Annotated in this window: 25 protein-coding genes; 19 read left to right on the top strand and 6 right to left on the bottom strand. The window is 28.4% G+C overall.

Annotated elements, in window-relative coordinates:
* Nucleotides 1–203: 203 nt before the first annotated feature.
* The 12 genes from Ccar_RS09090 (at nt 204) to Ccar_RS09035 (ending at nt 15288) form a co-directional block, all read left to right on the top strand.
* A complete protein-coding gene (locus Ccar_RS09090) occupies nt 204–902 on the top strand; it encodes a response regulator transcription factor (RefSeq protein ID WP_007063215.1) in 699 nt (232 codons plus the stop codon).
* Between the two features lie 118 nt (nt 903–1020).
* Nucleotides 1021–1941 (top strand): ATP-binding cassette domain-containing protein, encoded by a 921-nt coding sequence (locus Ccar_RS09085; protein WP_007063216.1) that lies wholly within the window; start codon nt 1021–1023, stop codon nt 1939–1941.
* A complete protein-coding gene (locus Ccar_RS09080; RefSeq protein ID WP_007063217.1) occupies nt 1934–2689 on the top strand; it encodes an ABC transporter permease in 756 nt (251 codons plus the stop codon). Before Ccar_RS09085 ends, Ccar_RS09080 begins: the two co-directional genes overlap by 8 nt.
* A gap of 27 nt (nt 2690–2716) precedes the next feature.
* Nucleotides 2717–3625 carry a sensor histidine kinase gene (locus tag Ccar_RS09075; protein ID WP_007063218.1) on the top strand — a complete coding sequence of 303 codons (909 nt, stop codon included), beginning with the start codon at nt 2717–2719 and terminating at the stop codon, nt 3623–3625.
* A 339-nt stretch (nt 3626–3964) separates the two neighbouring features.
* Complete coding sequence (locus Ccar_RS09070) at nt 3965–5080, top strand: ATP-binding protein (protein WP_007063219.1); 1116 nt, start codon at nt 3965–3967, stop codon at nt 5078–5080.
* On the top strand, nt 5041–7464 hold the full coding sequence (locus tag Ccar_RS09065) for a DUF5682 family protein (RefSeq protein ID WP_007064644.1): 2424 nt from the start codon (nt 5041–5043) through the stop codon (nt 7462–7464). The genes Ccar_RS09070 and Ccar_RS09065 overlap by 40 nt, the downstream gene beginning before the upstream one ends.
* Nucleotides 7465–7491: 27 nt before the next feature.
* Nucleotides 7492–7863, top strand: coding sequence for a DUF3307 domain-containing protein (locus Ccar_RS09060; protein ID WP_007063222.1), 372 nt, complete (start codon nt 7492–7494; stop codon nt 7861–7863).
* A gap of 126 nt (nt 7864–7989) precedes the next feature.
* Nucleotides 7990–9114, top strand: coding sequence for a VWA domain-containing protein (locus Ccar_RS09055; RefSeq protein ID WP_007063223.1), 1125 nt, complete (start codon nt 7990–7992; stop codon nt 9112–9114).
* A complete protein-coding gene (locus Ccar_RS09050; RefSeq protein ID WP_007063224.1) occupies nt 9090–10769 on the top strand; it encodes an SWIM zinc finger family protein in 1680 nt (559 codons plus the stop codon). Before Ccar_RS09055 ends, Ccar_RS09050 begins: the two co-directional genes overlap by 25 nt.
* Nucleotides 10770–10791: 22 nt before the next feature.
* Complete coding sequence (locus Ccar_RS09045; RefSeq protein ID WP_007063225.1) at nt 10792–11115, top strand: hypothetical protein; 324 nt, start codon at nt 10792–10794, stop codon at nt 11113–11115.
* A 43-nt stretch (nt 11116–11158) separates the two neighbouring features.
* Nucleotides 11159–14719: a DUF4132 domain-containing protein gene (locus tag Ccar_RS09040; RefSeq protein WP_007063226.1), complete on the top strand. Its 3561-nt coding sequence runs from the start codon at nt 11159–11161 to the stop codon at nt 14717–14719.
* A gap of 35 nt (nt 14720–14754) precedes the next feature.
* Complete coding sequence (locus tag Ccar_RS09035; RefSeq protein WP_007063227.1) at nt 14755–15288, top strand: GNAT family N-acetyltransferase; 534 nt, start codon at nt 14755–14757, stop codon at nt 15286–15288.
* 436 nt (nt 15289–15724) lie between these two features.
* Here the strand turns inward: Ccar_RS09035 and Ccar_RS09030 are convergent, their stop codons facing one another.
* Both Ccar_RS09030 and Ccar_RS09025 read right to left on the bottom strand, forming a co-directional pair.
* Nucleotides 15725–16438, bottom strand: a complete 714-nt coding sequence (locus tag Ccar_RS09030) for a DUF2812 domain-containing protein (RefSeq protein WP_007064278.1) — start codon at nt 16436–16438, stop codon at nt 15725–15727.
* A 3-nt stretch (nt 16439–16441) separates the two neighbouring features.
* The gene (locus Ccar_RS09025) at nt 16442–16774 is read right to left on the bottom strand and encodes a PadR family transcriptional regulator (RefSeq protein ID WP_007064277.1); all 333 of its coding nucleotides are present in this window, start codon (nt 16772–16774) and stop codon (nt 16442–16444) included.
* A gap of 226 nt (nt 16775–17000) precedes the next feature.
* On the opposite strand from Ccar_RS09025, the gene Ccar_RS09020 reads away from it, so the two are divergent.
* Together Ccar_RS09020 and Ccar_RS09015 are read left to right on the top strand one after the other, a co-directional pair.
* Nucleotides 17001–17831 carry a helix-turn-helix domain-containing protein gene (locus tag Ccar_RS09020; protein WP_007064276.1) on the top strand — a complete coding sequence of 277 codons (831 nt, stop codon included), beginning with the start codon at nt 17001–17003 and terminating at the stop codon, nt 17829–17831.
* Nucleotides 17828–18250 carry a DUF2000 domain-containing protein gene (locus Ccar_RS09015; protein ID WP_007064275.1) on the top strand — a complete coding sequence of 141 codons (423 nt, stop codon included), beginning with the start codon at nt 17828–17830 and terminating at the stop codon, nt 18248–18250. The genes Ccar_RS09020 and Ccar_RS09015 overlap by 4 nt, the downstream gene beginning before the upstream one ends.
* Nucleotides 18251–18321: 71 nt before the next feature.
* On the opposite strand, the gene Ccar_RS09010 is transcribed toward Ccar_RS09015, so the two are convergent.
* Entirely contained in the window at nt 18322–18729 is a 408-nt protein-coding gene (locus Ccar_RS09010; protein ID WP_048030036.1) for a bacteriohemerythrin, read from the bottom strand.
* 190 nt (nt 18730–18919) lie between these two features.
* Here Ccar_RS09010 and Ccar_RS09005 point away from each other — a divergent pair, with 190 nt between their 5' ends.
* Both Ccar_RS09005 and Ccar_RS09000 read left to right on the top strand, forming a co-directional pair.
* Complete coding sequence (locus Ccar_RS09005; RefSeq protein WP_007063296.1) at nt 18920–19126, top strand: hypothetical protein; 207 nt, start codon at nt 18920–18922, stop codon at nt 19124–19126.
* A gap of 15 nt (nt 19127–19141) precedes the next feature.
* On the top strand, nt 19142–19432 hold the full coding sequence (locus tag Ccar_RS09000; RefSeq protein WP_007063297.1) for a spore coat protein: 291 nt from the start codon (nt 19142–19144) through the stop codon (nt 19430–19432).
* Nucleotides 19433–19628: 196 nt separating this feature from the next.
* Here the strand turns inward: Ccar_RS09000 and Ccar_RS08995 are convergent, their stop codons facing one another.
* Both Ccar_RS08995 and Ccar_RS08990 read right to left on the bottom strand, forming a co-directional pair.
* Complete coding sequence (locus tag Ccar_RS08995) at nt 19629–20282, bottom strand: pentapeptide repeat-containing protein (RefSeq protein WP_007063298.1); 654 nt, start codon at nt 20280–20282, stop codon at nt 19629–19631.
* Nucleotides 20283–20742: 460 nt separating this feature from the next.
* Nucleotides 20743–21147, bottom strand: a complete 405-nt coding sequence (locus tag Ccar_RS08990) for a YgaP family membrane protein (RefSeq protein WP_007063299.1) — start codon at nt 21145–21147, stop codon at nt 20743–20745.
* 279 nt (nt 21148–21426) lie between these two features.
* Between Ccar_RS08990 and Ccar_RS08985 the strand changes: the two genes are divergently transcribed.
* A complete protein-coding gene (locus Ccar_RS08985; RefSeq protein ID WP_007063300.1) occupies nt 21427–22542 on the top strand; it encodes an NAD(P)/FAD-dependent oxidoreductase in 1116 nt (371 codons plus the stop codon).
* 128 nt (nt 22543–22670) lie between these two features.
* On the opposite strand, the gene Ccar_RS08980 is transcribed toward Ccar_RS08985, so the two are convergent.
* Nucleotides 22671–22856, bottom strand: coding sequence for a hypothetical protein (locus Ccar_RS08980; RefSeq protein ID WP_007063301.1), 186 nt, complete (start codon nt 22854–22856; stop codon nt 22671–22673).
* Nucleotides 22857–23252: 396 nt separating this feature from the next.
* Here Ccar_RS08980 and Ccar_RS08975 point away from each other — a divergent pair, with 396 nt between their 5' ends.
* Nucleotides 23253–23519: a metal-sensing transcriptional repressor gene (locus Ccar_RS08975; RefSeq protein ID WP_007063302.1), complete on the top strand. Its 267-nt coding sequence runs from the start codon at nt 23253–23255 to the stop codon at nt 23517–23519.
* Between the two features lie 37 nt (nt 23520–23556).
* Nucleotides 23557–26217 carry a heavy metal translocating P-type ATPase gene (locus tag Ccar_RS08970; RefSeq protein WP_007063303.1) on the top strand — a complete coding sequence of 887 codons (2661 nt, stop codon included), beginning with the start codon at nt 23557–23559 and terminating at the stop codon, nt 26215–26217.
* The last annotated feature ends 32 nt before the right edge of the window (nt 26218–26249 follow it).

Below are 26249 nucleotides of genomic sequence, written 5' to 3'. Positions count from 1 at the left end.
TAAAATTATTCTTAAAAGTAGTATTGATATTTACTTAGATTAGTAGAAAACTTATTTATTACATATGGAATAAAGTCTAGTTTTGTTGATAAGGTTAGAATGTTATTAAACTTCTGTAATTATGTAAAAATAATCTATGATAAAATATATATGTAAGTTATAAAATGAAAATAACTTTATATTTATTGGAATAGGAGAATATTATGGATAAAAGAGCTAAAATTTTAGTAGTTGAAGATGAAAATGATATTAATAAATTGATTTGCAGTATTCTTGAAAATAAAGGATACAATGTTATACCAGCTTTTTCAGGTACAGAAGCTTTAATGCGTGTGGAAAACGAAAAATGGCACATGATTTTACTAGATTTAATGATTCCAGGAATTGATGGGGAAGAAGTTATATTAAAAATCAGAGAGATTACAAAAGCACCAATAATTGTGGTAAGTGCAAAGACATCTAAGAAAACTAAATTAGAATTATTAGAAAAAGGAGCAGATGATTTTATTTGTAAGCCATTTGATCCGGATGAGGTTGTGGCAAGGGTTAAATCTAATTTAAGAAGGTATTTGGAATTTTCCACAGGTGGAGAAAAGAAAAATAATATTTTAGTATACAAAGATATTAGTTTAAATATAGAAAGTAAGGAAGTAAAAGTTGGACAAACATTAATAACATTAACCGCAAGAGAATTTGATATATTAGAGTTGTTACTAAAAAATCCTAGTAAGGTGTACAGCAAATCCAATATTTTCGAGAGCATATGGGAAGAAGAATTTTTAGGCGAATATAACACTATAAATGTGCATGTGAGCAGATTAAGAACTAAATTATGTAATGCAGGTGATGGTAAAGATTATATAGAAACAGTTTGGGGAATGGGATATAGATTAAGAAAATAAAAATCAAAGTTTGCTGTAAAATGAAAAATTTAATACTTTTGAAAGGTTTTAGTAAGTTTTTCTTATAAAATATTGTTTATCATAAAAGCATGATTTATAAGAAGGAGGAAGCTTAAAAATGAATGAATATGCAGTTAGATCTAATAATGTTACAAAAATATATGGAAAGCATAAAGTGTTAGACCATGTGTGTATGAATATTAAGAAGGGTGACATATATGGCTTTATAGGGAAAAATGGTGCTGGTAAAACAACGATGATTAGAGTACTTGCTGGACTTGCAATACCTGATGAAGGACAAGTTGAACTATTTGGATATAATGAAGAAAAAGAACTTACAAAGGAAAGAAGAAGAATTGGTACATTAATAGAATCACCAGCTATTTATCTTAATATGACTGCTAGGGAAAATCTTGAACTTATTAAGATTCAAAGAGGGATACCTGGAACTAAATGTATTGATGAAGCTTTAAATTTGGTAGGTCTTGAAGATGACAACAAAAAGAAAACAAAGAATTTTTCTTTAGGAATGAAACAAAGGTTAGGAATTGCTATGGCACTTTTAAGCAATCCAGAACTTTTACTTTTGGATGAACCTACAAATGGATTAGATCCAATTGGAATAAAAGAAATAAGAGAAATTTTAATTAAATTAAATAGGGAAAGAGGAACAACTATTTTAATATCAAGTCATATATTATCTGAGCTTACCCAAATTTCAAATAGATATGGTTTTATAAATAATGGTAAATTAATTAAAGAGATGACAGCTGTTGAGTTTTCAAATAAATGCAAAACTTATCTTCATTTAAAAGTAAGAAATGCTTCAGATGTTTCGATTATTTTAGAAAATGAAATTGGAATAAAAGATTATGAAATTTTTCCAGACGATATCATAAAAATATATGATGAATTTGATTCGGAAAAAATTACGTTAACATTGGCCAAACATAATATAGGAATTAAAGAAATATTGCCAATGGGTGAAGCACTGGAGGATTATTTTACTAAGTTAGTTGGAGGTAAAGATAATGAGTAATTTAATTAGGGGAGAATTTTATAAGTTAAGAAAAAGTAAATATTTTATTGGAATGATAATAATGTCAATAGCAATTTCATTTCCTTTCATTGAGATATGGAGTGGAGATATACAAAGCAGTAAAATGCTGCAGCATGGAATGTATTCAATACATTATTCATTTATGTTCATATCTTTTAGTAGTATTCTATTTGCTTTATCAGCTGAAGATTTTATAGCTAAAGATTTTAAGAATAGGAATATAAGTAAAAGTTTTGCTTATGGATATGGAAGAAAAGAGGTTATATTAAGCAAATTAATAGTATTTATAATGTTTTCTTTATTCTTAGAATTAATTTACACAGTAATTTTAGTCATATATGCTTCAATGAAATATGGCTTTTGTGATACTTTAGATACTAATGCTATAATGTATTTGTTTAGAATGATCAGTATTGGAATAATATATAATATAGCTACAATAACTGTAATAGGTGCAGTTGCTATAATAACAAAGAATAGTTTTTTTACATTTATTTCACCTATCATATTATTTATAGGCTATTATTTATTCTTTGATTCATCACTTGTTTCTAAAAAGCTTTTTGTAGTAATATCATACATTCACCCTTATATAAGAGGAATATGGGCAATGGGAAGATTTGCACCTATGCTGGATATTATAGCTGGAGCAGCTTCATCAATTTTAATTTTAACTATAGCTATTGCAGGAAGTTTGTTATATGGAAAGTATGAGGATATTAAGTAAAATATTAAACAAATTAGGAGAAATGGTATGTACTTATTAGTTGTTATTTTGACTATATTTTTTATAATTATATTTTCTGCAGTAATGTGTATTAAATTATCTTCATATAAGAAACAAATAAGAGATATTACAAGCCAGATTAGAGAATTTAGAGATAGAAAAAACAATAAAAAAATTAATATTGAAATAGCTGATAAGGACATAGAAGAACTGGCTTTTGAAATTAATAAGTATTTAGAGTTGTACAAAAGGCTTGAACAGGAAAAAATAATATTTGAAGATACATTAAAGCAGGGGATATCTAACATGTCTCATGATTTAAGAACACCTTTGACTTCAATTATAGGATATTTAAAGCTTCTTAAGGAAGACGAAATAGATAAAGAAGAAGCACTAAAGATACTGAAAAATAAAGCTGATAAATTGAACATACTTATAAATGATTTTTTTGAATTAGCTTCAATAGAAAGTGAAGATTATGAGTTAAATATGGAAAGAATAAATATAACTAATATAGTACATGATGAAATATTATCATTTTATGAAGCCTTTGAAAGTAAAGGATTTGAACCTAAGGTGGATATTTTAGAAAATCCAGTTTTTATAATGGGGGATAAGGAAAGTCTAGAAAGAATAATAGATAATTTAATTTCCAATACTTTGAAATACGCAGATAAAGATATTGAAATAAATCTAGAAAAGCAAAATAATAAGGCTGTTTTAAAAATATCAAATATATGCTTAGGCATTGACAAAGAAGATGAAGTACATATATTTGATAGATTTTATATGGCAGACAAGGTAAGAAAAGGACAAGGAACAGGACTTGGATTGTCTATTGTAAAAAGTTTAATGGAAAAAATGAATGGAACAGCAAAGGCGACGATTGAACAAAATAGAATTTCTATAATATGTGAATGGAAATGTGTAAATTAAATCATGTTGTGAGTCGTCTTTTAATAGTGTATGAACTTGTTAATAGAGGAATAAAAGGTATAATTAAAGTTTAATTGATAAGCGTATTGGAAAAATCCAGTACGTTTTTTATGCTTAAGTAGCTATTTACATTTTTATATTAAAAACAATGTTGATTTAAGTTAATATTATAAAGTTTTGTAAGTTGAAGAATATGCAGACAATAGTTGCTGTAGTGTAAAATCACATTAATCTAAACTATAATCAAAAATATCCGATATATGAATATGGTAAATTTTAAAAAAGAATGAAATAATATATGTTTTAACATATTATTTCATAAAATGTAGGAGTGATTGTATGGCAGAGAAAATGTTAAAGCCTCCTGTGGAGGTTTTATATAAGGAAGAACTTGCAGCTTTAAAGAAAAACGATGATGGTATTAAGCCTAGTAACTGGATTTTGTCACCAAAGGCTGTTAGAAAGTTTATACTAGGAAGTTCAGAACCTTTAAATTATAAGAATAAAACTATGCATATAAATAAAAAGTTTTTTGGAAATGATTCATTAGTTGAAAGATGTATTATAACCCTTGCTGGAAATAGGGGATTGATGTTAGTTGGAGAACCTGGTACTGCAAAAACTATGCTTTCTGAGCTTTTGTCTGCAGCAATATGTGGATGCAGTACAAATACAGTTCAAGGAACAGCAGGTACCACAGAGGATATGATTAAATATTCATGGAACTATGCTATGCTTCTAGCTAAAGGACCAACCTTAGAGGCATTAGTAAAAGCACCATTATTTGTAGGGATGGAAAAGGGCATTATTACAAGATTTGAGGAAATAACAAGATGTCCTTCTGAAATTCAAGATAGTTTAATAAGTATATTAAGTGATAAGGTATTGAACATACCAGAGCTTGGAGAAAGTGAAGGACTTTTATTTGCAAAGTCTGGTTTTAACGTAATTGGTACTGCCAATACCCGCGATAAAGGTGTCAATGAAATGAGCAGTGCCTTAAAGAGAAGATTTAACTTTGAAACCATATTCCCAATAAAGGATGTTTCTCTTGAAGCTAAGATTATAACAAATGAAGTAAAAAAACTTACATCTCAAAACAATGTAGAAATGGAAGTGGATGAAGATGTAGCAAATCTTTTAGCATCAACTTTTCATGAATTAAGAGAAGGAATATCTTCTAATGGAATAAGAATAGACAAGCCTTCTTCTGTAATGAGTACTGCAGAAGCTGTGTCTGTTTACTACCAAACCATGATGACATCCTATTATTATGGGGATTCTAAAATAAGTTTGGATTCCATGGTTCAAAACATAATGGGTGCTGCTTTAAAAGAGAGCAGAGATGATCTTGAAAAGTTAAAAAATTATTTTAATGTTATTGTAAAATCAAAAGCTGTAGAAGGTGGTAATTTATGGCAGAAGTATTACGAAGCAAGGAAATGGATAAAATAGATGAACTATTTAAAAATGCTTTTAATTTGAATTCAAAGCTTGTATTTTTTCCTGTAAGGCATCATAGTCCTGCATGTTCTTATCATTTAAAGAATACCATTGAGGAATATAAGCCAGATATTATATTAATTGAAGGACCTATAGATGGAAATAGAATAAAGGATGTTTTATGTCATGAGGAAAGTAAAGCACCTTTTGCAATTTATTATTCCTATTCTGATTCCAAAGGGGTTATAGATGATACTAAAGGCAAATATAGATGCTATTATCCTTTTTTGGATTATTCACCAGAGCTTGTAGCATTAAGACAGGGAAGAGAAAGAAAAATAGAAACACAGTTTATTGATCTTTCTTATAGTGACATTTTAATAAACAGCAGTGAAGGAAAAGGGCTTTTGAAAAAGCAGGATAAATTGAACTACAATGATGATTATTTTTTAGAAAGAAGTAAATTTTTAAAAAGTATTTGTGAAAAGGAAGGCTGTAGAAATTTTAATGAACTTTGGGAAAAGTTATTTGAAATTCAAGGACTTAATATAAACAAAGAAAAGTTTGTATATAATTTGCTTTCCTACTGTTATTTTTCAAGAGCTTACAGTAAAGAAGAAGAGCTTATGGAGGAAGGATGCTTAGCAAGAGAAGCCTTTATGACTTCTAGAATACAAGAAGCTCTTAAAAGTTACAATAAAATTTTAGTTGTTACAGGAGGCTTCCACACTTCAGGGATAATTGGACTTTTAGACAAGGATAATAAAATGAAACTTTCTAAAATTGATGAAAAGGATAAGGGAGTATATGTTATGCCTTATTCTATGGAGGCAGCAGATCAATTAAATGGATATGCTAGTGGAATGCCATTTTCTAATTTTTATGAAGGAATATGGAATAACATAGAGGAAAAATGTGAAACTCCTTACAATAACTCTGTACTTTCAAATATTATTGAAAGCGGTAAAAAGGTAAGAAAAAGTGATGGCTGCCTTTCCACTTTTGATGAAATATGTGCCTTCGATATGTGTAGAGGACTTGCCAGCTTAAGAGGAAAATCTCAAATAGGAGTTTATGAACTTATAGATGCTGTAACTTCTTCATTTATAAAAGGTGATTTAAATATATCTACAGAAGAACCCTTAAAGATTTTGTATAAACAGCTTACAGGTAATAAAATTGGTAAGCTTTGTGACTTAGCTGATGTACCCCCTCTTGTAAATGATTTTAAAAATAGTTGTTCAAAATTTAAATTAAAGATAAATACAACTATAGGCCAGGAAATTGTTCTTGAAATATTTTCATCTAAGAGACATAGAGAGATAAGCTGCCTTATGCATAGAATGAAATTTATGGATACTAACTTTTGTAACCTTTTAAAGGGACCTAATATTTTACTTAAAAAAAATGTTAATTTAATAAGGGAAACCTGGAATTATAAATGGAGTACTTCTGTGGATTCTATTCTCATTGAAAACTCAGTTTATGGAGGAACCTTAAAAGAAGCTTGCACTTCTCTTATAAAAAAGGAAATATCCGAAAGTGCAAAAAATTCATCTAGTATTTCTAAAATGCTGGTGCAGGCATTTAACATGGGGCTGGATGAAATTTTCAATTTCACCATAAGTTCATTAAAAAAGAATATTACAGAGGATGGAAGTTTTTATTCACTAGTGGAATGTTTGTATTATTTGAATCACATTTATGGAGTAAGAGAATTGTATTTAATGGATTGTATGAATGAAATAGAAAATATGATTTTTTATGCTTATAGTAAAATATGCATATTGATTTCAGACATGAATTCCATTAATGAAGAAGAAACCGTAAAAGCAGTAAATTGTTTAAAGGAAGTATTTAATATTGTATTTAACAGGGAAATTAAATTGGACAGTACCCTTTTCAAAGAAGCACTATTTTCACTTTTAAGAAAAAATTCTATAAATGCTGGAATTGAAGGTGCTTCATATGGAATATTATATGGATTTGGCGAAATGGAAGTAAATAAAATAGCAAAAACTTTAGAAGGATACATTATGGGAACCAAAGATGAAGCTTTAAAAGCCCCTTTATTTTTAAATGGATTGTTTTCAACGGCTAGAGACTTGATTTTTGTGGAGGACTCCATTTTAAAATCCATTGATAAATTTGTAGGAAATGTTTCAGAAGAAGAGTTCATAAGAATTGTCCCAAACCTTAGAATTGCTTTCAGTTACTTCATACCAAGGGAAATAGATGAAATAGGGGAAAGAGTAGCACAAGCTTATGGAACCTCCAAAAGTCATTTTGATGAACTGGTAACTATTTCACCTGAAATTTTGAAGTTTGGAGAGGAAATCGATAAATATGCAGTTAGTAAAATGAAACAAATGGGAATAATATCAAGTGATTCTTAGATTTATATATGCAACATGAGGTTTAAAATGAAAATATACTTTATACTAATATTTTTTCACTTATTTGGAGATGTAATTCTTCAAAGAAGCTTATTTATAAGGAAGATTTTTAAATGTAGTGATTTTGGAATACTAAAAAGGCAGAATGTAAAGTTTATAGTTATACATGTAATTTTATATACTTTGTCAGTTTCTTTAGCATTTTTATATTTGAAGTTGTTTACTGTATACAACATCTTTATAGTTTTTATCAGCCATTTTATTATTGACTATATAAAATGTTATAAGGTTTCATACATACATAAGTCCTTAAAATATTATGCAGTTAATTTAATTGATCAATTGCTGCATATAAGTATTTTAGTTTTAATTGCAAGATATAGTGGTCATTTGTTATAGTTTCAACTTTCAAACATACAAAACTTTGATTTAATATAATAAGAATAATGCTGCACAACTTTTCAGAGGACAATGAATTTCGTTTTGGAGAAAACAGAATAATGAAATAGGAGGTGGGAGAGTTTAGTGAGCAATATAAATAGATGGAGATTAATACTTGGAAAATATGCAGAAAATCAAATTTCCTTTGAAAGTGGTAATTCAAGTGTTAATTATATGGATATGGACGATTTGTTGGATTTTTTATATTCTAGGGAATACAGCGAAAAAGATGGTGTAAGAAGAAGTAAAGGTCAAGGCGGTTCATCGGCTTCAGATTTAACTGTGCCAAAGTGGATAACTAAGATAAGAGAACTTTTTCCAAAAGAAACTGTTGAAATCCTTGAAAAGCATGCTATTGAAAAATATAATCTCACAGAGCTTTTAACAGACAAAGAAGTTCTTAAGAAGCTGGAGCCTAATAAGGAGCTTTTAAAAAACATACTCCAGATGAAGCACCTCATGAGGGGTGATGTTTTAAATACTGCAAAGACCATTGTAAAAAACATTGCAGATCAAATAACTAAAGAGCTTGAAAATGATGTTAAGAAGTCTATTACAGGAAGGATAAATAAAAATAAATCCTCTATAATTAAATGTTCAAGAAATATAGATTTTAAGAAAACTATAAAGAGAAATTTAAAAAATTACGATTTAAATGAAAATAAAATTATAGTAGATAAAATATATTTCAATGAAAGAGTTAAAAAATTTAATCCTTGGAATGTGGTAATTGCAGTGGATGAAAGCGGCTCTATGCTTGATTCTGTAATTCACAGTGCCATAATGGCTGGAATATTTGCAAAGCTTCCAATGCTTAAAACAAATCTTGTTATATTTGATACAACAGTAGTGGATTTAACTGGATACATTGATGATCCAGTGGAAACTCTTATGAGTGTACAGCTTGGTGGTGGTACTAATATAAGCAAGGCTTTAACCTATTGTGAAGGCTTAATTGAAAATCCACATAGAACTATAGTTATTTTAGTTACGGATTTATATGAAGGAGGAGGTTATGGAAACATGTATGCTAGGGCAAAATCCATTGTTGAAAGTGGAGCAAAGTTAATTGTACTCACAGCACTGGATATGGAAGCATCACCTTCATATGATAAAAATGCTGGCTTAAAAATGGCTTCTCTTGGAGCAGAAGTTGCAGCAATGACGCCGGGGGGGTTATCAGATTGGATAGCAAAGATAATTTCTTAAAATCCTTTGGGAAATTCATTAAAACTATTGATAAAGAATATCTTATAGGAATAAGTAATAAAGGTATTACAAATAGGGCGGAAAAGGATTTAGCTAAAGTTTCAAACCTTGAGTATGAAACAAAAGATGAAGGCATTGAATTTAAAATTGATGATATAACTTGTTTTATAAGTGAAGACATTCAAAAATATCAATGCAGCTGTCCTTCAAGAAGTATATGTAAGCATGTTATTATGTGCTATTTATATTTAATTGAAAATCAAAAAGAAATATTTAAATTAGAAAATAGTGAAGATGAATGTGAGGAAAAGAAGGAAGAATTTTTAAAATTAAAAGAGTTTAAAATAGAGGATATAAAAAAGAAAATAGGAGAAAAAAGCTTAGGAAATATAGTTAAAAGAATAGAATACGGAATAAACTTTACAATAAAAGAAGGCTCTATTATAGAAGTGAATTTTAATGATGAAGATATATTAGTTAAGCTTTTAGATGATATAGAAAACTCAATTTGCAGCTGTAAGTCAAAAGAACTTTGTACACATAAAGCTGAAGCTTTAATTTTATATAAGCTTGAAAAGGGATATTTGAGCTTTGAAAAACTCAAAGATTTTACTGCAAGTGAATTGCTTTTTAATAGAGATGAAATGAAAAAAGCAGCAGTAAAGTTAAGACAGACCATTGAAGATATATTTATAACAGGTCTTTCAAGAACTCCTATAACAGTTTTGGACAAGCTAAACAGTATTGCAGTTATATGTCATAATTATGAGCTGCCTAATTTTGAAAAAAGTATAAGGGATATAAGAGAGGAATTTTTACTTTATTTTAATAAAAATGCTTCTTTTACTGCAAAAAATTTGTTAAATAAACTAACTAATGTTTATACTAGGACAATTGCACTGGAAAATATAGAAGATTTAAATAAATTGAGCTCACTAGTTGGTGAATTTAAAAGTTCTTATTATGAAATTCCCCTAGTAGAGCTTCATGGTTTTGGTGCTGAAAAGTGGAAGAGCAAATCAGGTTATGAAGGTATTACTTATTATTTTTTAGAAAACAAGAGAAATCAAATTTATACTTATACTCATGCACTTCCTACATATTATGATAATGTGAAAATTACAAGAAATTTTAATGAAGCTGCACCCTGGGAGCTAAATTGTAGTGTACAGGAATTGTCTAAAATAACCTTTAAGCTTGTTCATGGCAAAATAAATTCTGGAAACAGAATATCTTCCAGTAGTGAATCAAAAGGGACAATTATAGATAAAAGTCATTTTACAAAATTAAATGCTGAAAATTTTACTTATGATAACTGGCAGCAGCTTTTAGAAAAGATATTTTTAAATGACAACGAGAAAAATGAAAATTATAACTTAGTATTTTTAAATATAAATGAATTTGGAGAGTCTAATTTTGATAATGTAACTCAAGAGTTTTCACTTCCAATATATGATAAAGAAAATAATCTCTGCAAAATACTTGTTAAATTTTCTAGTGAAAGCAAAAATCTTATAAGAACTTTGGAAAGATTAGTGAAATATAAAAAGACTCATTTATTTATGGGAAAAGTTTATATAGATAAAGAAAAGCTTATGTTTTATCCAATTAGCTATTATGATGATGCAGGGGAAGTTGAAAATTTAACAGTATAGCAACTGTTTGGTGGTGATATATATGAATGAAAAGGAAGAAATACTTGAAATATTAAAGGAAGTTGAAAAGGCTTTACAGGAAATTTTTTTTAGTGGATTTAATTCACCAGGTGATTTTACTTTAAATGAATTTTCAAGGATAAGTTTGCTCATGGAAAGCTGTGGAATGACCTATGGTGCAAAGAAGCTAAAAAGCATACATGATAAACTTTCAAGTAAAAGGCACAGTTTTGACTTTGATTATGAAGAAACTGTGAGAAATTACTCAGAGTTAAATGAGTATTGTTTAATTTGTAGTAAAAAATTGCATATGTTAAACCTAAAAGACAAAATAGCAAAGCTTTGATTATTGTTATGGAAAGCTATATATGAAATGGAGATGACGTTTTATGAATATGAAAGAACACTTATTAAATAGAATAATGGATGCACTTGAAGAACTTAATGTATCTGAAAATGTTATAGATAAATTAGAAGATTATCTTGAAGATGCAGTGGATGAAAATGAATTTTTAAATATATTACCTGATATAAAATTTTATTCAATTTCAGATGACAACATTAAAAAAACTGTTCATGCACTTAGTTCTATAAAAAAATATAAGAATAATGATTATATGAGAAAATATATAAATATGCTATTTAAAATGGGTGGTCCAAGTGCCAGCCTTATAGTAAATAGAGCTTACTATTGGTTTTCAGAATACAATGCAAAAGAATTTATAGCTGCAGGAATTGAAAAATATATAGTATTAGTACTTTATATAGAACCTTTAACCTACAACTTTAATAAATTGGAAAGCAAGTATTTTAAAATAATATATGATATATGCAGTGAAACCCCTGAAGCTTTAATTAAAGCAGCGAGCTTAGTAAAGACAAATCAAAAAATGCTGCTTTATTCAATATACTGCAACTGTAAAATGGTAGAAAGAGATGATACACATAAGGAGCTTTTAAAAGTTGTAGAAGATGATTTTACAGATTCTATAGATAATCTTTATGAAAATAAGATGCCAGAGGATTTAGTTAAGAAAATTCAAGACTTTATAAATAAAAATGATTATAAATTACTTGAAAGTATTATAGATAAGGTTAAAATATATAAGTTTAATGATTATTTATTTAAATTTTTAATAGGACTTTCAGCATTAAACGCCGACAAATCTGCAACCTTAAAGAAAATTTTTCAATTTTTCACAAGAGTGGATTTTAGATTTGCTTTAAATTCAGCCTATAGTATTATGTCTGTAACAAGCTGTTATTCTAACACAGTAAATAATTTTGACATGATATTTGAAATACCTTCAAAATATCATATAGCATGGTATGCAGAAAAATTTTCAGACAATGAAAATGCTGCGAAAGAGCTAAATGAAAAGCTCAAAAAAGATAAAAAATCTTTTGAAGATGCCATAGATTTATGCGAAGGCTCTGCAAAAAATTATTTAATTTCATTTATGCTTGATGATGATAAAAAGTTAGATTATGTAAAAAGTCTTGAGAATAACTGTGTAAATATATTTTCAAAGATTCTAAGAGAAGATGAAATAAATGAAGGAGATATAAGTATAGTAGAAGCATTTTTGAATGGTACAAGCTCCTTTGAAGAAGTTAAGAATACCCTTTATTTAATAAACCCTAAGGAAGCAAATTACTGGAGGGTAAATAATGAACTTATAGATCTACTTTCTATTTTGTGTAAAAAAATAGGAGAGAATGTTGATATATATGAGCGTTCAATTGTAGTTTTATCTGTACTTAAATATCAAAGATATATTTTAAGACTTGCATCTGTATATAATAAGCAAAGTGGCAATTGTTATAGTAAAGAAAAATTTCAGTTAATATTTGATATTTTAAGAAAATACAATGTATCTGTAAATATGAAAATGCAGCTTATTGATAAGATACTAACCAATTATGATTATGGAAATAGGATAGCAGATGCAATGACTGTTGTTTTAAAAGACATAGTAATACAAGATGGAGATGAAGTTATACAAAATATAAAAAATGTTTCAGCAGATGCAAGATGTATATTTATAGAATATATATTTAAAATTAAGTCAGAAGACAATATAAAAGCAGTATTAGATGAGTTTGGCGATAGTTCAAAAAAGGTTAAGGAAAAAATCATAGAATTATTTACAAATGATTTAAATAATATTTGTTATATGGATAATGTGCTTAATAAATTAAAAGCTCAAAAGCAGGGCGAAAGAGAAGTTGCCATAAAGATACTATCAAAATGGCATGACAAAAATATTAGGGAGGAAAGAAAGAAGCTTATTAAAGATTCTTTAAGTTATACTTTAGAAGTTGAAAAAAGTCAAAAAATAAGAACTTTGCTTATGGAAGTTTTAGGTATTGAACAAGAAGGTGAAGAAAAAGAATTAAAAGATGATGATTTGATTAAAAATTTGTTAAAAGGCAACAAGAAAAAGTCACTTTCATGGCTTGAATTTGAATCATTGCCAAAGGTTAGATTAAAGGAAAATGATAATTATTGCGAAGAGGATTATTTAAAAGCTATTTTGCTTTGTTATTCTGCATCCAGCAATATAGGAATAAGTGTAGATGGAGATAGATTTGCAGAAAAATTAAATGAATTTGATATGAAGTTATTTGCAAATGAAGTTTTTGATAGATGGTTTGAAAAAGGTGCTGAATCCAAAAAGAGATGGGTGCTTGGATTTTCAGCAGTTCATGGTGGAGATGAAATTGTTGTAAAATTAGAAAAGGATATAAATAACTGGGCTAAAAATTCAAGAGGGGCAATAGCCAGTGAAGCTGTAAAGGCTCTTGCTTTAAATGGAAGTTCTAGTGCACTTTTAATAGTTGATGGTATTTCAAGAAAGTTCAAGTATAAACAGGTAAAGAAGGCAGCTTCAGAAGCTCTTGATTTTGCTGCAGAGCAAATGGGGGTAGACAGAGAAGAACTTTCTGATAAGATTGTGCCAAATTTAGGCTTTGATATAAATGGTGAAAGAATATTTGATTATGGAAGTAGAAAATTTACTGTAAATCTTACACCTGATCTTTCTATTGAAGTATATGATGAAAATAAAAAGAAACTTAAAAATTTACCTTCTCCAGGTAAAAGAGATGATGAAGAAAAGGCTAAAGAAGCACATAGTGAGTTTAAAACCTTTAAAAAGCAGTTAAAGACAACAGTTTCAATACAAACTACAAGAATGGATTTAGCACTATCTAATGATAGAAAATGGACAAAGAGCGCATGGATGAATTTATTTGTTGAAAATCCAATTATGCATCAATTTGCCATAGGACTTATTTGGCGAATATATAAGGATTCAAAGTTAGTAGATACATTCAGATATATGGAAGATGGAAGCTTTAATACCAAGGATGAAGATGAATTTGAAATGCTTGATGATTGCAGCATAGGGCTTGTACATCCACTTGAACTTAATGATGAAGATTTAGCACTTTGGAAGGAGCAGCTTGAAAATTATGAAATTGTACAACCTATAGAACAGCTCAATAGAAAGACATTTGCTTTAACAGAAAAAGAAAAGAGCATGAAGTATGTAGATAGATTTGGTGGAAAAATTGTAAATGGACTTTCACTTGCAGGTAAGCTAATGAGCTATGGTTGGTATAGAGGTTCAGTTCAAGATGCAGGTGGATACTATGAATTGTACAAGGAAGATAAAAATTTAGGCATAGGAGTAGAATTAAGATTTGAAGGCTTATATGTGGGAGATGAAAATGAAGACACCACAATTTATATTTTAAGATTTTATAATTCAGGTACAGTGGAAAGAGGAAGCTATATATATGATGAAATAAAGGAAGAGCACTTGCTTTCTTTAAGTAAGGTTCCTGAAAAGTATTTTAGTGAAACATTGTATCAAGTTGATAATGCACTTTCATCAAGTACAACTGTAAATGAAAATTGGAGAAAAGAAATTAAGATTGATTAAAGATTATATAAAATATTATGAGAGGTTTGAGTGTAATGAGTGACATAAAATGCAGTAAGAAAGATTTTTTAATTAGGAAAGCTGTTAAAGAAGATGGAAAAGCATTAATAGAATATCTTAATATAATTGGAGGAGAGTCAGACTTTCTGACTTTTGGAAAAGATGAGTATAACAGGACTACTCACGAGGAAGAAAAATTTATTGTAAATGCTTTAAATAAAGAAAATGCATTATTTATTATAGCTGAAATTGATGGTAAGGTAGTTGGAAATTTAAACTTTTCTGGAGGTCCTCGAGAAAGGACTTCTCATGTTGGTGAATTTGGAGTAAGTGTTCTTAAAGAATATTGGGGAAATGGAATAGGAAAAGAATTTATTAAATATCTAATTGACTGGAGTAAAAATTCAGGGATAATTAGGAAAATTAATTTAAGAGTTAGAAGTGATAATAAAACAGGTATTGCACTATATAATAAGCTTGGATTTGTAAAAGAAGTAATATTAAAGAGAGATTTTTGTGTAAATGGAGTTTTCTATGATTCTGTAGCTATGGGACTTTTAATTGATTAAAATAATGCGATGTAAGGATGCAGTGGAAGTTTGGATTTTAACTTTCATTCCGTGATATATGATAAGGGTGTCATCACAGCTAAATGTTTTAAGCAGAGAGCCAAAATCTACGATTTTGTGCGAATCGCTTACTCCTCTGAGGAAACGAAGAGGAGTTTCTGATTTATTCTAAATCTCAAAATTTTTGAAAGCCTAAGAACTTTGTCAAACTCGGTTCCCTCAAACAGGACTAAAGTTCTAAGGCTTTCAAAAATTTTGAGCTAAGAATAATACTAAAACAATTTAGCTAATGTGATGACACCATTATCATATATCACTGCATAAAAGTTACTTCGCTTACATACACTTGTGTCGCAATATGCTTTTTATATTAAGTTAAAGTTTTATATGTGCGAAAGTTGAGTTTATTATTGAACATTATTCTCTAATAAATTTTTTACTTCATAAAACAGCTAAATGATGTTAACAGAAGAGTAATTAAGATAATAGGATAAAATACTATGCCACTCATGTGTATAACATCAAGAAACATTAAAGTAGTTAAAGATATTAGTATTATAACCATAAGTACTGATAATTTATCTACTATTTTGTGCTTTTTACTAGAAGAATAAACTCTTTCAGTTTCATTTATTTTTTTATAATAAGCTATACATGGTAATGTTGTAATAACAGCAAGTATTACTGTAGGTAATAAAAGAATACCAAAAATTATTCCATATGCATACGGTATATGATTATATACAGCAATAAGCGTCAAAACGATAAATAAAATAGAACATAACAAAGATGGTATTGCTACTTTCTTCATAGACTTATATTCACTTATATATTTTTCTGATTCAGTATTATTATCAGTATAAATTGGTTTTGTTCCTTCAGGAGCACTGAATATATGAATCATATTCGCAGCGGAACATACATGATGCCATCCTGCTTCTTCAAAATATGAAAAATATTCTTTATCGGTATTATTTCTATAATCTAAAGCATATTGTAATTTTTGGGGATTGGCCTTTTTTAATTTATATCCTAAAAAAGCAAATTTATATAAAATCCAACCTTTACTAGCATATTCAGATAATATTTGCATTTCCTCATGTTCTGAAAATGCTATTCCTTTGCTCATAACATATTTAGTATCTGACATATTTTATAACATCTCCTTATCATTAAATACCTTTTCAGCAATTTCAATCATTTTTCTTTTTCTTTCAATTTCATTTTTTAAGAATTTAATTCCTTTATCTGTAGCAATATAAATTTTTTTTTGATCTGATTCTTCTGTAAGATTTATTAATTCTGCATCAAGAAGTTTTTTTATACTTGTATATAATGATGCAGGACCTATTGAAAATTTGCCTTCAGACATTTCTTCTACGGACTTCATAATTAAATAACCATGTTTAGGATTTATTAAAGAAAGCAAAATGTAATAGTAAGCATCAGTGAGTTCACCCATTTTTAAAGAATCATTTCTAGCCACAACTATGTTCACCTCCTATCATATATCATTAAATGATATATCGTTAAATAAACTATATCATTTAATGATATGTATGTCAATAAATGATATAGCTTTTTATATACTAAAAGTATATACTGTGATTTTATATTTTTTTATTTAAGATAGAATTTAGTCAATATTATACAAGAAACATTGAACTTGTTTATGTTATTCTATAAAAAACAAAAGGAAAGGAGGAACATAAGTGCAAAAAGAGAATCGAACTGTTTGTTTTGATATAGATTTGGATATAGAAGCTTATAATTTTAAAGGCATTAAGCAGAAGTTTCCCAATCATTTTCATGAATATTATGTTATAGGTTTTATTGAAAGTGGACGACGGCAGTTATTTTGTAAAAACAAAGAATATGTAATTGAAAGAGGAGATCTGTTATTATTCAATCCTGGTGATAATCATACCTGTCAGCAAATTGATGGTGGAACCCTTGACTATCGATGTATGAACATAAAGACTGAGGTAATGAAAAAAGTGGTGTTTGAAATAACAGGGAAAGATTATGTGCCATATTTTAAAGAAAATGCAGTTTTTAATAGCGATATTGTACCTTCTTTACAGGAATTGTATCTTATGATTATGAATGAGGAAAGAGATTTTAAGAAAGAAGAAATTTTTTTATTTATAATTGAACAGTTGATAACTGAATATGCAGATGCAGTTACTGTAGACACTTTAAGGGAGGCCAATACAGAAATTAAAACTATATGTGATTTTTTAGAGGAAAATTACATGGAAAGTATTACATTAAACAAATTGAGCGAATTAACAGGATTAAATAAATATTATTTATTACGTTCTTTTACAAAACAAAAAGGAATAACACCATATGGTTATCTTGAAAGCATTCGTATTAGTAAGGCCAAGAAGCTTTTAGAACAGGGAATTGCACCAATAGATGTTGCCCTGCAAACTGGATTTACAGATCAAAGCCATTTTACAAATTTTTTTAAAAAATTTATTGGTTTAACACCAAAGCAGTATATGAAAATTTTTATACAAGAAGGAGATAAAGAATGAAGGAAAAGGATACAAAATGTGTTATAGTTATAAACGAAAATCTTCCACTAGGAATTATTGCAAATACCGCATCAATATTGAGTATTACACTAGGAAAATATGTTCCAGAATTGGTAGGTGAAGATGTTGTTGATGCTTCAGGAAAAACACATTTAGGCATTACAACAATACCCGTACCAATCTTAAAAGGCAATAAAGAAATTCTTAGAGATTTAAGGGAAAAACTTTATACTACTGATTTTCAGGATATGGTTGTAGTAGATTTTTCTGATGTTGCTCAAAGCTGCAATGTTTACAGTCAGTATATTGAAAAGGCATCAGGTACTTTAGAAGAAGAGCATACTTATTTTGGACTTACTATATGTGGAAATAAGAAAAAAGTTAATAAACTTACAGGAAGCATGCCTTTACTTAGGTAATAATTACATTTGAAAATGTATAAAAAAGCTATGAAATTACAATGTTTATTATAATTTCATAGCTTTTTTAATTAAGCTAGTGTTCTAGCATATTGAACATAATCCATATCTCTAGCTAATATGTGTCCTGTGATCCATTTCATGAAAAATTCCAATATGTTCATTAGATATTCATCTTGATTTTCATCCATTTTTTTTAAATTTTCATCTCTAAGTTTTTTAATAAATTCTTCATGTTGTACTTTGTGACTTAGAAATTTTTTATAACCTATACTTAATTGGTATTGTTCTTCTGTAGAAAAATGGTATTCACAATAATCAAGTAATCTATTTATTATTTCTACTACCTTATCATATTTATCTAAAATTAAATCATTTTTTAAAAGAGCATAAGATTCATTTGCAATATTAAATAATTCCTTATGTTGTTCATCTATAATTTCTATTTTTGTTTCATATTCTTCTTTCCATTCAAACATTTATATGCCTCCTCAAAGTTTTATTAATTGTTTCCTAATAATATATATTATAACAGAATTAAAAAATAAATCAATAATAATTATTACATAATTTTTATTTTTACAAAATAATATAAATGCAGCGTTTAATATAATCTAAACTACATATACTAATTCAGAATTAATACATATAAGAAATGGAGGTTTGAAAATGAGAAAACTTGCTGAAGGAGAAGTGCTTTCATTAACAGGATTATTAAAGTTTGAGAGTGATGGTTTGGCAATTTTAAGAACAATGCAAACACTTATAACAGATGATGAATTAAAAAAACAAGCAGAAGCAGGTATATTGGCGGCTGAAGGTAGAGTTAAGGGTATACAGCAATTTATTAATGAGAATAGTGTTACAAGTGTATAAAGGAGGTAAAGCGTCATGTCAGTTATTCTAAGTAATATAGTTAAAAATACTACTGATATAAATGATGAAGTTATATCAGGAAGTATGCTTTCATCTGCTAAAAGTGCCGCAGATGCTTATCTAAATGCAACAATGACAAGTACTACACCAGAATTAAGAGCACTTTATTCAGCTAGCCTTAATGAGGTGGTTGGTGGTCATTCAGCACTTACTGAATTAGCTGTAAACAAAGGTTGGGTTAATCCATATAATTCACCAACTGAACAACTTTCAGATGTTGTAGATAAATCCCAATCAACAATTTAGTAAATTAGTAAGTATAATAAGGAATTGCTGCAAAATCAAAATTTTGCAGCAATTCTTCTTTATTTGATAAATTACAATAATGCTTTCAATTGAAGGAACAAAGAAACTTATGATAAATGAGCATGTTTCCCTAATACTAGCAATTGGTGGAGAAGCTGTGTTAAAAACAGCTTAATTTATTCTATATTGGTTGATTTTATTTAATAATTAAGCCTAGTAAAGTAGAAAGATAAACTGCTTGCATAGTAGTAACTAAAGCACCTTTGACATCATTAATGTTTGCTGCCAATCCTTCAATATTACAACTTGTAAAATCTATTCCATTAAGACTTGTAAAATTCATTTGGGCTTGAATTAAACTGCATTCTTGAAATTCAACTTTTGAAAATGTTGAATTTTGAAAATCTGAAGAACGTAATTGACATTGAAGAAATGCAACTTGCTTAAGGTTAGAATAACTAAAAAATGAATATTCACCATTACAATTTTCAAAAATAACATTTCTTAAAGTAGATTCACTTAAATTAATACCAATAATCTTACAATTTATAAATTCCACTTTATGTAGCGAAGCTTCCATAAAATCTACATTTGATAAATCACAATTTTCAAATATTACATCTACCATTTCTATACGCCTAAAGGTTACATTATTAAAAACTACATTTTTAAATAGTACTTGTTTAAAATTGATTCTATCTGCTTCATAATTTTCTAAAGAACAATCAACAATCTTTCCAAGGGAAAATATAGCTTCATCTATTATATTTTCACAGAATAATTTTATGTCATCTAGATCATTATCAAGTTTAGGTTTTAGAATTTTTGTTTTCATTTTTTTCTCTTCCATATGGTCGTACCTCCACTTTAGCTTATAAATTTAAGTTATAAAAAGTTAATGTTAAAAATTAATTTATGATGTATAATATAAGGCAATTTTCTAGTTAATATCTCTATTAATTATATTTTAAAAATCACATTATTACCATGTATATTTTAAAAATAATTAATAACATTTAAAAAAAATTCAGTATAAGCAATTAGGCTTAAAAGATATAATTTGTAATTTAGTAGAAGAGTTGCATATGAATATTATGGATAATATAGTATATCAGAAAAGTGGAGATATAAAGTAACAAGTAAGGAAAAACTATTTAAACTAAGAAAATCATTAGAAAATAGTGATGATTAATGAAAAATTAAAATTTTAATGCGTTGATAATTAATATGAAGAATTGTTTTACCAACGCATTTTAATCTTGAATTCTATAGTATTAATAAAATTTAAAATAATTTAGTTATTAAAATTTTTAATATGGAAATTCAAGCAAATTTTTAAGTGCTTCTTTTTCATAATTAATTTCTGAAGAAGTTCTTACACCTAATCTTCTAAGAATAGGCACTGGGGGACACCATCCATAAAGGGCGTGATGTAGTAGAAAGCATCCTACCATTCCTGAAATAGCAAACCATTTTTTATTTGTTGTAAATCCAAGTATTGTACTCAAAGCTACAATGGATGCTGCATTAGCTTCTAGTAATCTTTCAATATCCCATTCTTCATCAAGTTCTTCCATTCTAGATAAAATTTCTTCATCATCTTTGCCAATAAAGTATGCAATATTTTCTAAAGTTTCTCTTTTAATTTCATTATTAATATCTTTATCAGTATTTAATTCCACTCTTTTTGAAGTGGATGGAAAGTGAAACATCATAATAAACCTCCTATAACTTATTTTTATAACAAATAGTTATAGTTATTATGTACAGAAGTAAAATAATAATTACAGCAATAGATTAAGTGACATACTATAGTGCAGAAAATAAATATGTGAAATTTTATATGTATATGTATAGATTATAGATAATTTATACAGAAGTAATAATAGGTTAGTAAATGTTTTTTGAAGCAGAGGATATTTTTATATAAAACATAGGTATTATGTATAGAAAAATTATAAGGATAAAAACTATATATAGTGGAGGTGTTTGCTGTGGAAGTTGCTATTATGGGAGCAGGAATGTCTGGATTATCTTGTGCTATAACATTGGAGAAACATGGAATAAAACCAACTATTTTTGAAAAAAGAAATCGTGTAGGAGATAGATTTGTTAATGGAGAAGCTACATTTAGCATATTGAATAGACCTATCAAGGATGAACTTAAATATCTTAAAGAAAATTATGATATACACTTGAAGCCTACAGATATGGTCAATAAACTAGTAGTTCACTCTAAGAATGAAATAGGATGCATTGATGGAACTATAGGGTATGTAAATATTAGAGGGAGGCATGAAAATTCCTATGAATGTCAATTGGAAAGACAAGTTGAATCTAAAATAAACTTTAATTCAACTTATGAATATGAGCAATTGTGTAAAGAATTTGAATATGTGATATTAGCAACTGGTGATGGAGCATATGCTTGTAAATTAGGAAACTATAGATGTGATCTTACATGTACCATAAAAGGAGCTACAGTTGAGGGAAAATTCCTTACAAATATTGCTCACGTGTGGTTTAATTATGATGTAATACCAAAAGGATATGCGTGGTTAATACCTTTTTCAGAAAAGGAAGCCAATTTGGTTATTGCTTATCCTGATTATCCAAATAATATAAGGTTAGATATAAATACCATATGGGAAAAGTTTTATAATATGGCATGTAGAGATTTAGATGAAAGTTTTAGGATAACTGACAGGTTTGAAATTACAAGATATATGATGGGTATATGTGATAAGCCTATAATTGAAAATACATATTTTGTTGGAAATTGCTTTGGAACGATTTCACCAGGACTTGGATTTGGACAGTTTACTTCAGTATTAACAGGAATTTATTCAGCTTATGATTTATGTGATTTAGATAAGTATGAAAAACTTGCAAAACCTTTATTTAAAAATTATGGCAATTCAATTAATTTAAGAAGATTTTTGGAAAACCTAAGTGATGAAAATATAGATTTAATAACTAAAAATTTGGATAATAAATTATTAGATAAACTAATTAACAAGATAATTAGTAATGAAAGTAAACTTGAAGTGCTAAAAATTTTAACACCTACTATGAAAATGTGGAATAACTATAAAAATGAAAAATTGTAATTTCGAAGTCTAAGCATAATGCGAAGCAAAGCTTCGCAAGTTAAGAACTAATAATAAAGAATTAATAGTGAAGGATGATTTTTAGCTATTGCAAAAAAATCCACCTTAACTATTAATTGTTCACTAATTTATGTATGATCATTGTACCAACATTTACCACAAAATAAGCAAACTCTAGTGGAATAATTACCGCAATGGCCATAGCTATCTCTTTTAGTTTCTTTTTCTACTTTTGAGCCTGTTGCTATTCTTTTTATTAAACTTTTACTATTTTTTTTATTTATACCATTAAGGTTTAGTTTGCCGAATTTCATAATTTTAATCATCCTCTTTCCTAAATGTTATTAAACTTATTTAAATGTAAATTAAATATTATTATGTAATATAAGTATTATATTATATAATAACCATAAATTCTGTAACAATGGTTACGAAATGTAAACTTATAAAATAAGTTTGTTCTGAAGTAGGAATAGGTTATAAGAAATGTTTTAATTTGTACTTTTTACAAGATAATTATCTCTGTAGATATTAAATAAGTGCGAAGCGTGTATTAATAGTACAATAGTAACATACTTATTAGTTTTTTGAAATATTTTTATAGCATTGTAAGTTAAAATAAAAAATTATTCTTAAATTGATATTGAATTAAATTTAAGAATGATATATAATTTAATTACACCCCCTAGGGGGGTGGGGAGGCACGTAATATGAATGAAGAAAAAAAGAAAGCAATACAAGCCTTAAAAACGTCCAAAGGACAAATAGAAGGAATAATTAAAATGATTGAAGAAGGAAGATATTGTATTGATATATCTAATCAAATGGTTGCTGCTCAATCATTATTGAAAAAGGCCAATTTACTTATTTTAAGGCAACATCTTAATCATTGTGTAAAAGATGCTTTTATAAATAATAAGGGTGATGAAAAAGTAGATGAAATAATAGAATTACTAGCCAAACTACTAAAAGATTAGTATATTATTCATATTTAAACAAAAGGGGGAAGAAAAAATGGCAAGCAGAACCTTAAAAATAGAAGGAATGACCTGTGCAGCTTGTGCAAAAGCGGTAGAAAGAGCTTCAAAAAAACTGCAGGGTGTAGAAGATGCTAGTGTGAATTTAGCAACAGAAAAATTGAATGTGAAATTTGATGAAGCAAAGATTAATGTTAAGGATATACAAGCAGCAATAGAGAAAGCTGGATATAAGGCGGTATCAGAAGCTGTAGTTAAAACTTTAAAAATAGAAGGAATGACCTGTGCAGCTTGTGCAAAGGCAGTGGAAAGAGCTTCAAAAAAATTAGATGGTGTATATGAAGCAAATGTAAATTTGGCAACAGAAAAGTTGAGCTTAAGCTTTGATGCTTCAAAAGTTACTGCTTTCGATATAAAAAAAGCAGTAGAGAAAGCTGGATATAAGGTTGCAGCAGAAGCAGTTAATAGAACTTTAAAAATAGAAGGAATGACTTGTGCAGCTTGTGCAAAGGCAGTAGAAAGAGCTTCAAAAAAATTGGATGGTGTTACTTTGGCAAATGTAAATCTTGCCACAGAAAAATTAAATGTAAGCTTTGAGCCTTCAAAAGTAAAGCTTTCAGATATAAAAAAAGCAATAGAGAAGGCAGGATATAAAGCTTTGGAAGAAGAAGTTTCTATTGATACAGATAAGGAAAAAAAGGAAAGAGAAATAAAGGCCTTGTGGAACAGATTCGTAATATCTGCCGTGTTTGGAATTCCACTGCTTATAATAGCTATGGTACCAATGATTGGTGAGAAGATGGGATTTATGCTTCCACAGGCTATAGATCCAATGGAGCATCCTGAAATTTTTTCTATAATACAGTTACTTTTAGTATTACCTATAATAATTGTTGGTAAAAAGTATTTTACTGTTGGCTTTAAATCATTATTTAGAAGAAGTCCTAATATGGATTCACTTATAGCAATAGGTTCATCAGCTGCTTTTATCTATAGTGTCTTTGCAGTATATGAAATTTTTATAGGAAACACAAACTATCATTTATATTTTGAATCAGCAGGTACAATACTTACTCTTATTACGCTAGGTAAATATCTGGAGTCCGTTGCTAAGGGAAAAACTTCAGAAGCTATAAAAAAGCTTATGGGGCTTGCGCCAAAGACTGCGACTATAGTTAAAGAAGATAAAGAAATAGAAATTTCCATAGAAGAAGTTGAGGTTGGATATATAATTGTAGTAAAGCCTGGTGAAAAGATACCTGTAGATGGAGAGGTTACAGAAGGAATCACTTCAGTAGATGAATCTATGCTTACAGGCGAAAGTATACCTGTAGAAAAAAATGCTGGAGATAAGGTTATTGGAGCAAGTATAAATAAAAATGGCTCCATTAGGTATAAAGCTACGAGAGTTGGCAAAGATACAGCACTAGCACAAATCATTCGATTGGTAGAGGAAGCTCAAGGATCAAAGGCTCCTATTGCAAAGTTAGCAGATGTTATATCAGGATATTTTGTGCCTGTAGTAATGAGCTTAGCTATAATTGGTGCTTTAGGATGGTATATATATGGTGAAAGTGGAGTATTTTCACTTACTATATTTATATCAGTATTAGTAATTGCTTGTCCTTGCGCTTTAGGATTAGCTACACCTACAGCTATTATGGTTGGTACTGGAAAGGGTGCTGAATATGGAGTGCTTATAAAAAGTGGTACTGCACTTGAAACAGCACATAAAATTCAAACTATAGTATTTGACAAAACAGGAACTATAACTGAAGGTAATCCTAAGGTTACAGATATAGTTACAATTCCAGATATAGATGAAAACTATTTACTGCAATTAGCAGCTTCAGGAGAAAAATCATCAGAACATCCTTTAGGAGAAGCAATAGTTAAAGAAGCTGAAAATAGGAAAATTGAGTTAAAAAAATTAGATTTATTTAAGGCTATACCAGGTCATGGAATAGAAGTTACCATAGAAAACAGTAAAATATTGCTTGGCAATAGAAAACTTATGGTTGAAAGTAATATCTCCTTAGAAAAATTAGAGGAAAAATCTCAAGCTCTAGCAAATGAAGGCAAAACTCCTATGTATGTTGCTGTTGAAAATAAGGCAATTGGTGTAATTGCTGTAGCAGATACAGTTAAAGAACACAGCAAAAGAGCTATAGATAAACTTCATTCTATGGGAATTGAAGTGGCAATGATAACTGGAGATAACAAGAAAACTGCTGAAGCTATAGCTAAACAGGTTGGAATAGATAGAATACTTGCAGAAGTTTTACCACAAGATAAGGCTAATGAAGTTAAAAAACTTCAAAATGAAAAGAAAAAAGTTGCTATGGTTGGAGATGGCATAAATGATGCACCAGCTTTAGCACAAGCTGATATAGGTATAGCCATAGGGTCTGGTACAGATGTAGCTATGGAATCTGCAGATATAGTTTTAATGAGAAGTGATTTAATGGATGTAGTTACAGCCATAGATTTAAGCAAAAAAACCATCAAAAATATAAAAGAAAATCTATTCTGGGCATTTGGTTATAATACTTTGGGAATTCCAGTAGCCATGGGAGTACTGCACATATTTGGAGGACCACTTTTAAATCCAATGATAGCAGCCCTTGCCATGAGCTTGAGTTCTGTATCAGTTTTAAGCAATGCTTTAAGATTGAAAGGCTTTAAGCCATCAATATAATATAGATTATCTATATAAACTTATAAAATGAA

It is taken from the genome of Clostridium carboxidivorans P7 (genome assembly GCF_001038625.1).
Classification (GTDB): Bacteria; Bacillota; Clostridia; order Clostridiales; family Clostridiaceae; genus Clostridium_AM; species Clostridium_AM carboxidivorans.
The sequence above is the reverse complement of the archived record's forward strand: the minus strand, read 5'-3'. Positions and strand labels throughout refer to the sequence as shown.